Annotated in this window: 16 protein-coding genes and 2 pseudogenes; 17 read left to right on the top strand and 1 reads right to left on the bottom strand. The window is 65.8% G+C overall.

The features are described from left to right. Positions 1-18: 18 nt before the first annotated feature. The 4 genes and pseudogenes from JN22_RS01775 to JN22_RS01760 form a co-directional block, all read left to right on the top strand. Positions 19-426: pseudogene (locus JN22_RS01775) on the top strand (transposase); the annotation flags it as partial. Between the two features lie 42 nt (positions 427-468). Continuing rightward, positions 469-1,041 (top strand): annotated as a pseudogene (gene istB, locus JN22_RS01770) (IS21-like element helper ATPase IstB); the annotation flags it as partial. Positions 1,042-1,150: 109 nt separating this feature from the next. Next, positions 1,151-1,447, top strand: coding sequence for a hypothetical protein (locus JN22_RS01765; RefSeq protein WP_143268104.1), 297 nt, complete (start codon positions 1,151-1,153; stop codon positions 1,445-1,447). A 49-nt stretch (positions 1,448-1,496) separates the two neighbouring features. Next, complete coding sequence (locus JN22_RS01760; RefSeq protein ID WP_085552254.1) at positions 1,497-1,856, top strand: hypothetical protein; 360 nt, start codon at positions 1,497-1,499, stop codon at positions 1,854-1,856. Positions 1,857-1,914: 58 nt separating this feature from the next. Here JN22_RS01760 and JN22_RS01755 read toward each other — a convergent pair whose 3' ends face one another. Beyond that, positions 1,915-2,811: a hypothetical protein gene (locus JN22_RS01755; RefSeq protein WP_143268103.1), complete on the bottom strand. Its 897-nt coding sequence runs from the start codon at positions 2,809-2,811 to the stop codon at positions 1,915-1,917. Between the two features lie 342 nt (positions 2,812-3,153). On the opposite strand from JN22_RS01755, the gene JN22_RS01750 reads away from it, so the two are divergent. The 13 genes from JN22_RS01750 to JN22_RS01690 all read left to right on the top strand — a co-directional run bounded on the left by JN22_RS01750 (position 3,154) and on the right by JN22_RS01690 (position 12,458). Next, the gene (locus tag JN22_RS01750) at positions 3,154-3,828 is read left to right on the top strand and encodes a hypothetical protein (RefSeq protein WP_143268102.1); all 675 of its coding nucleotides are present in this window, start codon (positions 3,154-3,156) and stop codon (positions 3,826-3,828) included. 278 nt (positions 3,829-4,106) lie between these two features. Continuing rightward, entirely contained in the window at positions 4,107-4,466 is a 360-nt protein-coding gene (locus JN22_RS01745; protein ID WP_143268101.1) for a hypothetical protein, read from the top strand. Between the two features lie 2 nt (positions 4,467-4,468). Beyond that, entirely contained in the window at positions 4,469-4,651 is a 183-nt protein-coding gene (locus tag JN22_RS01740) for a hypothetical protein (RefSeq protein WP_085552251.1), read from the top strand. A gap of 3 nt (positions 4,652-4,654) precedes the next feature. Then, positions 4,655-5,047, top strand: a complete 393-nt coding sequence (locus JN22_RS01735) for an HNH endonuclease (RefSeq protein ID WP_085552250.1) — start codon at positions 4,655-4,657, stop codon at positions 5,045-5,047. Positions 5,048-5,188: 141 nt separating this feature from the next. After that, on the top strand, positions 5,189-5,767 hold the full coding sequence (locus JN22_RS01730; protein ID WP_085552249.1) for a terminase small subunit: 579 nt from the start codon (positions 5,189-5,191) through the stop codon (positions 5,765-5,767). Beyond that, positions 5,767-7,446: a terminase large subunit gene (locus tag JN22_RS01725; RefSeq protein WP_085552248.1), complete on the top strand. Its 1,680-nt coding sequence runs from the start codon at positions 5,767-5,769 to the stop codon at positions 7,444-7,446. Before JN22_RS01730 ends, JN22_RS01725 begins: the two co-directional genes overlap by 1 nt. A 7-nt stretch (positions 7,447-7,453) precedes the next feature. After that, complete coding sequence (locus JN22_RS01720; protein ID WP_085552142.1) at positions 7,454-8,683, top strand: phage portal protein; 1,230 nt, start codon at positions 7,454-7,456, stop codon at positions 8,681-8,683. After that, positions 8,670-9,509: a head maturation protease, ClpP-related gene (locus JN22_RS01715; protein ID WP_085552143.1), complete on the top strand. Its 840-nt coding sequence runs from the start codon at positions 8,670-8,672 to the stop codon at positions 9,507-9,509. Before JN22_RS01720 ends, JN22_RS01715 begins: the two co-directional genes overlap by 14 nt. A 9-nt stretch (positions 9,510-9,518) precedes the next feature. Further along, on the top strand, positions 9,519-10,784 hold the full coding sequence (locus tag JN22_RS01710; protein WP_085552144.1) for a phage major capsid protein: 1,266 nt from the start codon (positions 9,519-9,521) through the stop codon (positions 10,782-10,784). A 58-nt stretch (positions 10,785-10,842) separates the two neighbouring features. Next, on the top strand, positions 10,843-11,268 hold the full coding sequence (locus JN22_RS01705) for a hypothetical protein (RefSeq protein WP_085552145.1): 426 nt from the start codon (positions 10,843-10,845) through the stop codon (positions 11,266-11,268). Positions 11,269-11,317: 49 nt separating this feature from the next. After that, positions 11,318-11,626, top strand: coding sequence for a head-tail connector protein (locus JN22_RS01700; RefSeq protein WP_085552146.1), 309 nt, complete (start codon positions 11,318-11,320; stop codon positions 11,624-11,626). Next, complete coding sequence (locus JN22_RS01695; protein WP_085552247.1) at positions 11,623-12,135, top strand: hypothetical protein; 513 nt, start codon at positions 11,623-11,625, stop codon at positions 12,133-12,135. Before JN22_RS01700 ends, JN22_RS01695 begins: the two co-directional genes overlap by 4 nt. Then, positions 12,132-12,458 carry a phage head closure protein gene (locus JN22_RS01690; protein WP_179166013.1) on the top strand — a complete coding sequence of 109 codons (327 nt, stop codon included), beginning with the start codon at positions 12,132-12,134 and terminating at the stop codon, positions 12,456-12,458. The genes JN22_RS01695 and JN22_RS01690 overlap by 4 nt, the downstream gene beginning before the upstream one ends.

Below are 12,458 nucleotides of genomic sequence, written 5' to 3'. Positions count from 1 at the left end.
CGAGCACGGAATTCCGGACATTCCCTCGCCGCCGCGCTGAAGACGGTCTACGACGCCGTCGACGACAAGGCTGCCGAGGCAGCCCTGACCGCCTTCGAGGACGGACCCTGGGGTGAAAAGTACGCGGCCATCGGCAAGGCGTGGCGGCGGGCGTGGCAGGAGGTCATTCCCTTCTTCGCCTTCCCCCGCGAGGTCCGGCGCATCCTCTACACCACCAACGCCATCGAGGCCCTGAATTCGAAGCTGCGCCGGGCGGTGCGGGCCAGGGGGCATTTCCCCAATGACGAGGCGGCCCTGAAGCTCCTGTTTCTCGTCTTGAACCGCGCCGAGAAAGACTGGAAGATGCCGCCGCGCGAATGGACGGCCGCCAAGGCGCAGATGGCCGTCATCTTCGGCGAGCGGTTCGCAAAGGCGATGAACGCCTGATACTCAACCCGCCCCGCCGAGCACGAAATTCCGGATACTCCCCGCTCGATCCGTTACCAGCTCGGCGCCGCCAAGCTGCCCCTGGCCAAGACGCTGGCCGAGTTCGACTTCACCGCCAGTCCCCTCAACGAGGGGCTGGTGCGCGACCTGCACGATGGCGGCTTTCTGGAAACCCAGCGCAACGCCGTGTTCATCGGGGGAACCGGGACCGGCAAGACGCACATGTGCATCGCCATCACGGCCAACTGCGTGCGCCGCGGCGCCCGTGCCCGGTTCTTCAACGTCATCGACCTGGTGAACCGGTTGGAGGCCGAAGCCCGAACCGGGCAGGCGGGCAAACTCGCTGACCAGTTGACCCGCGTTGATCTCGTGGTGCTGGACGAACTCGGCTACCTGCCGTTCTCACAGAGGGGCGGCCAACTGCTGTTCCACGCGCTCAGCCAGTTGTACTCGCGGACCTCGGTGTTGATCACCACCAACTTGAGCTTCGCTCAATGGCCGACGGTGTTCGCTGGCGACGCCAAGATGACCACCGCTTTGCTCGACCGGCTGACGCATCACTGCGACATCCTGGAAACCGGCAACGAGAGCTGGCGGTTCAAGAACCGCTCCTGATCCAAAGCCTTCCCTCCGTCCGTTGCCCAGGGGGGCCCACAGGCCCCTCCCGTGGACTCCCTGGACAACAGGTTCTGCAACCGCAAGCGTGGCTGGAAATTGCAAGCCGATGCCGGCTGGAAATTGGAAGCCGATTGACACGGATCTGGACATCTTCCCCACGGTCGAGCGGCTGATGTTCGAGCGAAGACGGCGAGGGCAAGGCCCGCCGCGCAGCCTCGAATATTTCCAAGACGCCATCGCCGAAGCATTTGCGACCCGAAATCGAGAAATCCCCGAAGGAAACAGGAATGGGCACCGAACCATCAAGACTTCCGGTTCCGTCAAACAATCCCCCCAGGAAGCCCTCTTTGCCGCAGCCCTTGCTGTCGATGCTGAACTCCGGGAAAAGAAACTTAACCAATGACGGTGAATTCGTCGGACAGGTCGAGGTAGCCACTTGGAATCCACCGGCGTTGACCGATGAGCAGCGGGAGAGGGTTGTCCGGACCTTCATCCCGGCCCTGGAAGCCCACCTGGAGCCCGCAGACGGTCAGTGGATCAATGGTCGGGTCGCGGCGCTGCTGGCCCACTACTACGTCCCGGACATGCCGATGGCGCTTCAGGTCGCGACCCTGGGGGACTGGATCACACTACTGTCCCGGTTCCCGCAGTGGGCCATAGAGGCTGCGGTGGACGAATGGCTGGACCGGCCCGGTCGACAGAGGCCGATGCCCGGCGACATCGCGGACGCCTGCCGCTGGCGCATCGCCGAGCCGGCGCTGAACCTGCGGCTGCTGCGGAAGCTGGTAAACGCCCGGAGAGGGCAGGCCTGAGCGACCCCAATTCCGCGGAGCGCTGTCGGTCAAGCTGCGAGAGAAGCGATCCATTTCTCTAAGTATTTGACTCTGCGCTCCGTTCCTCGGCATTAAATTTTTCATTGCCAAACTCAGGAATTGCTTGATCGATTTCGCCGATCTCAGCCAAGCTTTTGAGAAGGGGAGGGGCAAAAAATATCATTGCTTCAAGGAATGATAGCAAGCCACCGTGGGCGGCAAGTGCTTGATCATCAGCTTCAATGGGCGTCACTCCGGATTTTAAACTAGATAGAGCTAATCTGTAATCCCTATAAGCACTGTAAAATACAACAATCTGCTTTGGTATTTGGTCTGGGAGTTTTCCAACGCTGTTTCTTAAGCTATCAAACATCGGTGGCTCAACATTATCAACAAAGACTCTTTTCGTCATAAAACGCATTTCAGCTCTAGTCGGTTTGCATTTCATCAAATAGCTATATATACCTGATCTATAAATTCTATCGTATAGATGAAATACTTCTGCATGAAAAGCTCTGCAAACACCCTTTATTTCATCCCGTGATGCTGCGGCGTCTTTCGACTTCTGATAATCTAGCTGATCAGTAACAGAATTAATATTTTTCTCTGCAATGTCGCGATTAGCGTTTGTTTGAGATCGCAATTCCAATGCGCCAACATATGCAGCAGCAAGAGCGCTAAGCCCGCCAAAAAATGCCAGAACTCCTGCAATCAGCGTCTGCCAATGATAGAGGGCATACTTCATCGGCTGCACGAGATGGGTCGGTGGCGTAGAAAGCGCAGCCGCAATTTCCTTTGCATCCGCGCTCGCATCTGTCGCGTATGTTGGAAACCAACCCGCTCCCGCCCCTTCGGCAGGGAAGTAATAAACAATCCAAACCATCAATCCGGTGATGGCACTGGCAATCGCTGCAACGATGAGAATCGCGGCAAGGATAAGAGTGATCTTTTTCATGGCGGGAAATTGCATTCCACAAGCGCACGACCGCAAGCATGAAGTGTGTAACCCAGTTCAAATTTGGCGGCTGGCTGATTGGGTGATGATGTTCAGCCCTATGGGAACCTTGGAAATTCTGAACCACTAAAAATCCATTGATGGCGTAAATTACGTTTTGGTCACCACTGAATGTTGATGCGCGCCCTCTCTTCTCGGTAAATTCTGCGGCATCCCTCATTTGTTCCAGCGGTCTCTTGCGATGCACACATGGAAGCGCGTCCCGCAGTGGGAACTGCTGGTTTGGGTCCACCGCAAACAGCAAGGCAGCGAGAACTGCGGGCTCGCGGATACAGGTGCCGCATGAGCATGAAGGCCAAACGAAAAGCCGTCCGTCGTGGGCGCAAGCGGTCCACCGAAATCCGGGAGCCGAACGGCCGGGTGAGCCGGGCCGGACGGGAGCCGGACGGGCCGGCGATTCTCGACGAGGCCGTGACGCAAAGAGCAAGGGCAATGGGCGTGGAGTGCGTGACCGTGGATGCCGAACTCCGGAAGGCGATGCAGGACGAGTGGGCCGGCTACCCGCTGGGACGGCTGCGCTTGAAGGGGCTCGTCACCGACCGCCAGTTCCGGGCCGGGATCAGCTATGCCGTCCTGCGCCGCCGGTGGGACAGCTTGGTCGAAGCCCCGAACCGACACGCCAAGGTCGCCCGCCTGCCGATCGCGTCGGAGAACCCGGCGGACATGGCGCCCCAGGTCATCGACATGCTGGCGATGGAGCGCGAGTCGGACGTCGATGGTGCGTGGCTGCGGGCCAAGCTGCATGTCCGCAAGCTGCGGCGCCGGATCGGGTCGGCGGAGGCTCTGTCGGTGCTGGAGGCGGTGTGCGTGGAGGAGGTCGCTCCCCAGGCGCTGGGCTGGCTGCCGCTGCTGCGCACCGCTCTGGACCTGGTGGCAGATCACTTCCGCCTGGAGCCAGACGACGCGGAGGCGGTAGCGCTGAAAGGGGTATGGCGTTCACTATTCGTTAACAAATAGGGGGTAATGCTGCGAATGTCATTAATTCAGGCTTCGCGAAATCTGCCAGCCTGACACCCGAACCCGCCCGGTCCTGCCGAGGCGGGTTTTATCGTTCCGGTGGTTCCGGTCGGGCTACCGTTTTTATGATTATATTCCTTTTCTGCCCGCCTCAGTTTGCATAGGCTGGAACCCAACCCCCAATCCCTAACCAACCCCATTCATCGCCCGCCAAGCCGGTCTGGGTGATGGGCTGGCGTGTCTTGCCCGAACCGAGGATGAGCATGGAAAACCTGCCGTTGCCTGACGTCGGAACCACCATCACCCACATCGCCGGGCTGTCTCCGGTTGCCCAGGTCGCCGCCGTGATCGCCCTGGCTGCCGTGACGGGGCTGTGGGTGTGGACGCGCCGCCCGCTGCCGCCGCCGCAAGGTCCGGACGCTGCGACGGTGGTCGAGACGATGCGGGTCACGGCGCAGGCTCTGACCGAGACGTCGGCCAGCATTGCCTCGGTGGCGACCAGCATGGCGACCATTGCCCAGCAGGTGGATGGCGTGGCCGACGACGTCCGGGCCGTGGCGGCGGATGTCCGGAACCTCGCGGAAGACCTGCGGAACCTGACCCGTGCCGTGCTGGCGCAGGCCAAGCAGGCGGCCTGACCATGCTGGACACCTCTGCCGATCGCATCGCCCTGGCCGCTGCCCAGCTCGACGCCGTGACCGCCGCCTACGCCCGCGCCTCCGACATCGTCAGGCCGCTGATGAGCGACATCCCGGACGGTCACATCGCCGTCGGCGCCATGGACGGCTTCGTCGCGGTCATCCCGCAGCCCGTGGAGGCCTGACCCATGGCGCCGCGCCTCCGCTCCCTCCGCTCGCCCCTGGCCATCCTCGACACCCGCACCGGCACCGCCCTGGCGCCCGTGACGTCGGAGACCGAACGCAAGCGTCGGCTCGACCAGACCCGCAGCACCGCCCGCCAGCGGGGCTACGACCGCGATTGGGAGCGCCTGCGCGACGCCATCGTGATTGAGCGCGGTTGCCGCTGCGCCCTCTGCGGCACCGTCGTCGTGCTGCGCAAGCGCGAGGCCACGGCCCTGACGCCCGTCGCCGAGGTGGACCACATCACCTCGATCCAGGAAGCCCCCGAACTGCGCCTGGAGCGCTCCAACCTCCGCGTCCTCTGCCGCCCCTGCCACTCGGCCCGTACCGCCCGCGATCAGGGGTTCGCGCGGGGCTGACCCTGCCCACCCGACTGGCACGCGCATTGCAACCGGGGGTAGGGGGTGGTCGAAAGTCTGGGAGGCGGTCTGCCGGAGGACCGCAGCCCCTCTCACGTAGAGTTTTTTTCTCCCCCGCGCGTTGTTGGAGCGAGGTTGTTAATGCCCCTCACCGATCAAAAGCGGCGGTTCGTTGACGCCTATCTCCTTGAACCGAATGGGACAAGGGCGGCAATCACGGCCGGCTACAGCCCTAAAACGGCGGCGGCGCAGGCCTCCAGACTGTTGAAGGATGTTAACGTCGCGAAGGCCATCGACGAGGGGCAGCGCCGGCTGTCCATCCGCTCTGGAATCACGCCCGACATGATCATGGCGGAGTTGGCAAAGCTCGGCTTCAGCGACATCCGACAGGTTGTGCAGTGGCGGGCGGCGGTTCAGCAGGTCGCGGAGGATCCCGACACCGGTGAACCCGTTCTCCAGGTCGCCAACGAGGTCGTCATCACCGACAGCGCGAAGCTCTCTGATGCCGCGGCGGCCGGCATCCTGGAAGTCAGCCAGAGCAAGGACGGCACGCTGAAGGTTCGCATGCACGACAAGCTGGGGGCGCTGGTGAAGATGGGGCAGCACCTCGGCATGTTCCGACCGGCGCCGTCGCCCGACGCGCCCGGCAAGAAGGAAATCGCTCAACAGGGCGCGCACGGTGCCGAGCAGGGCACTTCCTGGGACGGGTTGCTGAACTGATGGCTTGGAACCTGTCTTGCCCTGACTGGCCGGAGCGTCTTCGGTCGGGTCGCTCGCTGCTGCCCGACCTGCCGCTCGATATGGCGCAGGCGGACAGGGCGGTTGCAGTCTTCAACCGGCTGAAGCTGGCCGATGTCCCTGGCACGCCGACGCTGGATATGGCCGCCGGTGACTGGTTCCGCGACATCGTACGCGCGCTGTTCGGCTCGATTGATCCGGTCTCCGGCGAACGTCACATCCGCGAAATCCTGACGCTGGTCCCGAAGAAAAACTCGAAGACCAGTTATGGCGCCTTGCTCATGCTGACCGCGCTGCTGCTGAACAAGCGGCCGAAGGCGAAGTTCATCATGACCGCGCCGACGCAGGACATCACGGAACTCGCGTTCAACCAGGCCGAAGGCGCGATCGGGCTGGATCCGGTTCTGGATGCCAAGTGCCACGTCCGGTCCCACCTGAAGACGATCGTTCACCGCCAGACCGGCGCGACGCTGGAGGTCATGACCTTCAACCCGTCGGTTCTGACCGGCCAGAAGCCAGCCGGCATCCTGCTCGACGAGTTGCACGTCTGCGCGAAGATGAGCAAGGCGGCGAGCGCGATCCGTCAGCTTCGCGGCGGCATGCTGCCGTTCCCGGAAGCGTTCTTCGTTTTCATCACGACACAGTCGGAGGAGCCGCCCACCGGCACCTTCAAGGCTGAACTGACGAAGGCGCGCGCGATCCGCGACGGCAAGCAGTCCGGCATCATGTTGCCTGTGCTCTACGAGCTTCCGGAAGAGATCCAGCGCAGCGAAGAGGCGTGGCGCAACCCGATCCACTGGCCGATGGTCACGCCGAACCGCGGGAGGTCGATCAGCATCGAGCGGTTGCTTGAGGGCTTCCACACTGCGGAGACGACCGGGCCAGACGAACTGCGGGCTTGGGCATCGCAGCACCTGAACCTGGAAATCGGGCTATCGCTCGGAACGGATCGTTGGGCCGGCGCCGACTTCTGGGAATCCTGCGGCGACGCGGCGATCACCCTGGAGGCGATCCTGGAGCGGTGCGAGGTGGCGGTGGTCGGGATCGACGGCGGCGGGCTCGACGACCTGCTCGGCCTGACCGTGCTGGGGCGTTGCCGGGAGACGCGGCGTTGGCTGATCTGGTGCCACGCCTGGGCGCACAAGATCGTGCTGGACCGCCGGAAGGAGATCGCGCCCCGCCTCCTCGACTTCGAGAAGGACGGCAACCTGACCATCGTCACCGACCCGGCCCAGGCCGTCACCGAGCTGGCCGACGTCGTCATGCGGGTCGAGCAGGCCGAACTGCTGGCCGAGCAGGGAATCGGCGTCGACGCCGCCGGCATCGGCGAGATTGTCGACGAGCTGACCGGGCGCGGCATCGCGCTGGACCGGATCATCGGGATTTCGCAGGGCTGGAAGCTGAATGGCGCCATCAAGACGGCCGAGCGCCGGCTGGCGTCGGGCACCGCGGCGCACGGCGGGCGGGCGATGATGGCGTGGTGCGTCGGCAACGCCCGCATCGTCCAGGCCGGCAACGCCGTCTCGATCACCAAGCAGGCCAGCGGAACGGCCAAGATCGACCCGCTGATGAGCACGTTCAACGCTGTGGCGCTCATGGCGACCAACCCGGCGGCGCGCGGCCCCTCGGTCTACGCGACCCGCGGCCTGCTGATCCTGTGAGGCGCTGATGGGCTTGTTCGACTTCTTCCGCGCCGGCCGGGCGCAGGGCGGCCAGCGGCCCCAGGCGAGCGGCGGGCAAGCTTTCACCGGCCTGGACGATCCGAGCTTGCTGGAGTTCCTGCGCACGGGCGGCGTCGCCGGCACCACGGTGTCGGTGGAGGAGGCGTTGCGGAACTCGGCCGTCTTCCGCTGCGTCGATCTGGTGTCGAGCAGCATCGGCATGCTGCCGATCGTCCTCATGCGCCGGGAAGCCGGCTCCGTCGTGAAGGACGAGGACCACCCGCTGTTCGATTTGCTCGCCTACCAGCCGAACGGCTGGCAGACGGCCTTCGAGTTCAAGCAGCTCATGCAGGCCTGGGTGCTGGTCCACGGGAACGCCTATGCCATCATCGTGCGGACCGGCGCCAGGATCACGCAGTTCATTCCGGTCGACCCCTGTCGGGTCCGGGTGCGGCAGATGCCCGACCTGTCGGTGCGCTACGAGATCACCCGCGCCGACGGGACGCAGGGCACCTACGAGGCGCGTGATGTCCTGCATCTGCGCGGCTTGTCGCTGAACGGCCTGACGGGAATGTCCCGCGTCCAGAAGGCCGCCGAGACCATCTCGCTCGCGCTCCAGTCCGGCCGCGCCGCGGAGCGCATCTTCCGCAACGGCATGATGGTCGGCGGCAACCTGAAGCACCCCGGCAAGCTGGGGCCGGAGGGGAAGCAGTTCCTCCGCGACTCGTTGACCGAGATCCACGCCGGCCCGGAGAACGCCGGCAAGTGGATCATCACCGAGGAGGGCATGGAGGCCAAGCCCTTCGCCAACACCGCCAAGGATTCCCAGTTGGTCGAGGCCCGCGCCTCGCTGGTCGAGGAGATCGCCCGCGTCTTCGGCGTGCCGCGCCCGCTGATGGGAGTCGACGACACGTCCTGGGGCTCGGGCATCGAGCAGTTGAGCATCCTTTTCGTCCGCTACGGCCTGGCGCCATGGTTCCAGGCCTGGGAGCAGGCGATCACCCGATCCTGCATCCCCCTCCCGGATCGCGGGACCGTCTTCCCCGACTTCGACGAGACCGAGCTGCTGCGCGGCACACTGAAGGATCAGGCCGAGTTCTTCGCCAAGGCGCTGGGTGCCGGCGGCCAACGGCCATGGATGGAAGTCAACGAGGTCCGTGAATCGGTCGGCCTGGGCCGGCACGCCGACGGCGGCGGCCTCGTCAGTGCAGGAGAAAACCGCAATGTCGCTCCGTAATCTCCCGGTCGCCCAGGCGTTCGAGCGCCCCGAGGGGCTGCACTGGGATCCGCCATCCGACGCGCTGGAGCGCTGGTCCGCCACGGCCTCGGCGGCGGCCGACGAGCCCGGCACGATCAGCATCATGGACGTCATCGGCGTCGATTGGTGGACCGGCGAGGGTGTCACCGCCAAGCGCATTTCCGGCGCGCTGCGCGCGATCGGCGCCAAGCCGGTGACGGTCAGCGTCAACAGCCCCGGCGGCGACATGTTCGAAGGGCTGGCCATCTACAATCTGCTGCGCGAGCACCCGGCCGAGGTGACCGTCAAGGTGATGGGGCTGGCCGCATCGGCGGCCTCCATCATCGCCATGGCCGGCGACCGCATCGAGGTGGGGCTCGGCTCCTTCCTGATGATCCACAACGCATGGGGCTCCGTCGTCGGCAACCGCCATGACTGGCGGGCCGCCGCCGACACCTTCGAGCAGTACGACGCGGCGATGGCCGACATCTACGCCGCGCGCACCGGCCAGACGGTCAAGGCCGTCGCCCAGCTGATGGACGCCGAGACCTTCATGCGGGCGTCGGAGGCCGTCGACAAGGGCTTCGCCGACGCCACCTTCAACGACCCCGCCCCCTCTTCCGACGGCGCCACCGCGCGGGCCGAGCTGTCCGCCCGGCGCCGTCTCGACGCCCTTCTCGCCAAGGACGGCCTGCCGCGCTCCGAGCGGCGCCGCCTGATGCGCGAAGCCCTCGGCACGTCCAGCGCTGCCGAGCCCCCCGCCACGCTCCGCGCTGGCTTCGATCCCGCCGCAGCCCTGCGGCTTCTCGAAACCATTCGATCCTGAAAGGACGACATGAAGATGCTGACCACCCGCAAGCGCGGGATCGCATCGGTGCGCGCGGACGCGACCACCGATGCCAACACCATCCTGGCCAACCTACAGAAGGCATTCTCCGAGTTCAGGACGGAGCACGGCGAACAGATCAAGGAGATGAAGAAGGGCTTCGACGACGTCGTGAAGGTGGAGAAGGTCGACCGCATCAACGCCGCCGTCACCGACATGCAGAAGGCTCTCGACCAGACGAACGCCCAGCTGGCCGCCCTGAAGCTGAACGGCACCGGCGGCGGCGACAACGACCCGGCGCGCGCCGAGCACGCCAAGGCGTTCGGCCAGTTCTTCCGCAAGGGCGTCGACGCCAACCTGCGCGACCTGGAGGTGAAGGCGAAGCTCAACACCCAGAGCGATCCGGACGGCGGCTATGTCGTGCCGGTGGAGATGGAGTCCGGAATCGACCGCGTGCTCGGCACCATGTCGTCGATGCGCTCCGTCGCCACCGTGCGCTCGATCGGCGCCGCCGCCTACAAGAAGCTGGTGAACGTCGGCGGCGCCACCAGCGGCTGGGTGGGCGAGAACAGCGGCCGGCCCGAAACCGCCACGCCCCGGCTGATCGGCCTGGAGTTCGGCATGAAGGAGCTGTACGCCCAGCCGGCCGCGACCCAGACCATGCTCGACGACGCCTCCATGAACATCGAGCAGTGGCTCGCCGACGAGGTGTCGATCGAGTTCGCCGAGCAGGAGGGCGCCGCCCACATCAGCGGCAACGGCGTGGACGAGCCGCGCGGCCTGCTGTCCTACGACAAGGTGGCGAACGCCGATCACGCCTGGGGCAAGCTGGGCTTCGTCGTCTCCGGCGGCGCGGCGGGCTTCGCCGCCTCCAGCCCGTCGGATGCCTTCCTCGATCTGATCTACGCCCTGAAGCGGGGCTACCGTCAGAACGCCTCCTGGCTGATGAACGACGCCACGGTGGGCAAGATCCGCAAGTTCAAGGACGGTCAGGGCAACTACCTGTGGCAACCGTCGGTGCTGGCCGGCGAGCCCGCCTCCTTCATGGGCTACCCGCTGGTGGACGACGACAACATGCCCGACGTCGCGGCTGGCGCCTTCCCGATCGCCTTCGGCGACTTCAAGCGCGGCTACCTGATCCTGGACCGGGTCGGCGTGCGGGTGCTGCGCGACCCGTTCACCAGCAAGCCGAACATCCTCTTCTACACCACCAAGCGCACCGGCGGCGGGGTGCAGAACTTCGAGGCGTTCAAGCTGCTGAAGATCGCCGCCTGATCCTCGGCGGCCTTCGGGCCGCCGCATCCCCTTTTCCAGGCCTGAAGGAGGGCCTTCCATGCGCGACCTGATGAACAGCATCGCCCCGAAGCGGGCGATCTCCCCGGCGGCTGCCGTCACCGACAACACGCCCATCGTCTCCCAGATCATCGACATGCTGGGCTATGGCAGCCTGACGTTCCTGATCCTCACCGGCGCCCTGGCCGATGCCGACGCCACCTTCACCGTGCTGGTCGAGCACGGCAACGCCGCCAACCTGTCCGACGCCGCCGCGGTGCCGGATGTGGATTTGCTCGGCACCGAGGCCCTGGCGAGCTTCACCTTCGCGGACGACGACAAGGTGTTCAAGATCGGCTACGTCGGCATCAAGCGGTATGTCCGGCTGACCGTGACGCCGGCCAACAACACCGGGAACAGCTTCGTCTCGGCGGTGGCGTTGCTCGGCCACCCGGCGATGTTCCCGACCAGCAACCCGCCGGCCTGACCCTGACGGGGCGCCCGCTGTGGCGCCCCCTCGCTCCGGAGCGTCCCGCATGACCGTCGTGACCCTGGACGAGGCCAAGGCGCACCTCCGCGTCGATGGCGACGCCGATGACGCCGACATCACGCTGAAGCTGTCGGCGGCGGAGGGCGCCGTCGCGCAGCACCTCGACCGGCCGCTGCCCTGGCAGGACGGCGAGGGCGCCGAGGTGCCGGTGCCCGACCCGGTGAAGCTGGCGATCCTGCTGGTGCTCGGCGACCTCTACGCCAACCGCGAGGCCGCCATCATCGGCGCCACCCACGTCAAGAACTCCACCGTCGCGTGGTTGCTCGACCCGTACCGCCGGATCACCTTCGCATGAAGCCGCTGCTGATCCTGGGCTTTGCCGCCGGCCTGTTCGACGATCTGGCGGCGCTGGGCCCGATCGACGCCGACGTCATGGCGGTGAACCGGGCCGGGCTGGTCGTCGGGGCGCTCGACCATTGGGTGTCGCTGCATCCCGACCAGCTCGCCGGCTTCGCCCGGCGCCGTGCGGCCGACGGCCTGGTTGGCGGCTTCACCACCTGGGCGCCCGATCCGAGCCCCGGCATCGACCGGGTGACGGCGGACATCGAGCGGTTCGGCACCTCCAGCCTCTACGCCGTCCGCATCGCCCTCCACCAACTCGGCTACCGCCGGGTGATCCTGGCCGGCGCGCCGCTGGACGATGCCCAGCCCTATGCCGACGGGTCGCCCATCCCGCGCCGTCTCGGCGGCCACCGGCCGGCATGGCATCATGCCGCGCCGGAGATGGCCGGCCGGGTGCGCTCGCTGTCCGGCTGGACCCGCTCGCTTCTGGGAGCCCCGACGCAGGCGTGGTGGGCGCCATGATCGGGGCCGGCGAGCTGGACCAGCGCATCAGGATCGAGCGGCCCGACAACACACCCAACGGTCGCGGCGGCGTGGTCAAGGGATGGGCCGAGGTGGCGACCGTCTGGGCCAGGGTGCGGCCGGTCTCCGGGCGTGAGCTCGCCGCCTCCGGTCAAATCGAGGCGGCGGCGGTCTATCGCATCGCCATCCGCCGGCGCACCGACGTCACCGCCGGATGCCGGATCGTCTGGCAGGGCAAGGCGATGAATGTCCGGTTCACTCCCGACACGGGGTCGCGCACCGCCTTCATATTCATCGACTGCGAAGCCGGCGTGCCCATCTGA

This window comes from Azospirillum agricola (assembly GCF_020005195.1).
Lineage (GTDB): Bacteria > Pseudomonadota > Alphaproteobacteria > Azospirillales > Azospirillaceae > Azospirillum > Azospirillum agricola.
This window is presented reverse-complemented; position numbering and strand designations above follow the sequence as displayed.

Bases quoted from the DNA above. Each gene is read 5' to 3' on its own strand.
- JN22_RS01755 (WP_143268103.1), bottom strand. From the start codon at position 2,811: ATGAAAAAGATCACTCTTATCCTTGCCGCGATTCTCATCGTTGCAGCG.
- JN22_RS01735 (WP_085552250.1), top strand. From the start codon at position 4,655: ATGGCGCCGCGCCTCCGCTCCCTCCGCTCGCCCCTGGCCATCCTCGAC.
- JN22_RS01720 (WP_085552142.1), top strand. From the start codon at position 7,454: ATGGGCTTGTTCGACTTCTTCCGCGCCGGCCGGGCGCAGGGCGGCCAG.
- JN22_RS01710 (WP_085552144.1), top strand. From the start codon at position 9,519: ATGAAGATGCTGACCACCCGCAAGCGCGGGATCGCATCGGTGCGCGCG.
- JN22_RS01695 (WP_085552247.1), top strand. From the start codon at position 11,623: ATGAAGCCGCTGCTGATCCTGGGCTTTGCCGCCGGCCTGTTCGACGAT.
- JN22_RS01690 (WP_179166013.1), top strand. From the start codon at position 12,132: ATGATCGGGGCCGGCGAGCTGGACCAGCGCATCAGGATCGAGCGGCCC.
- JN22_RS01705 (WP_085552145.1), top strand. From the start codon at position 10,843: ATGCGCGACCTGATGAACAGCATCGCCCCGAAGCGGGCGATCTCCCCG.
- JN22_RS01700 (WP_085552146.1), top strand. From the start codon at position 11,318: ATGACCGTCGTGACCCTGGACGAGGCCAAGGCGCACCTCCGCGTCGAT.
- JN22_RS01750 (WP_143268102.1), top strand. From the start codon at position 3,154: ATGAGCATGAAGGCCAAACGAAAAGCCGTCCGTCGTGGGCGCAAGCGG.
- JN22_RS01715 (WP_085552143.1), top strand. From the start codon at position 8,670: ATGTCGCTCCGTAATCTCCCGGTCGCCCAGGCGTTCGAGCGCCCCGAG.
- JN22_RS01730 (WP_085552249.1), top strand. From the start codon at position 5,189: ATGCCCCTCACCGATCAAAAGCGGCGGTTCGTTGACGCCTATCTCCTT.
- JN22_RS01740 (WP_085552251.1), top strand. From the start codon at position 4,469: ATGCTGGACACCTCTGCCGATCGCATCGCCCTGGCCGCTGCCCAGCTC.
- JN22_RS01765 (WP_143268104.1), top strand. From the start codon at position 1,151: ATGCCGGCTGGAAATTGGAAGCCGATTGACACGGATCTGGACATCTTC.
- JN22_RS01725 (WP_085552248.1), top strand. From the start codon at position 5,767: ATGGCTTGGAACCTGTCTTGCCCTGACTGGCCGGAGCGTCTTCGGTCG.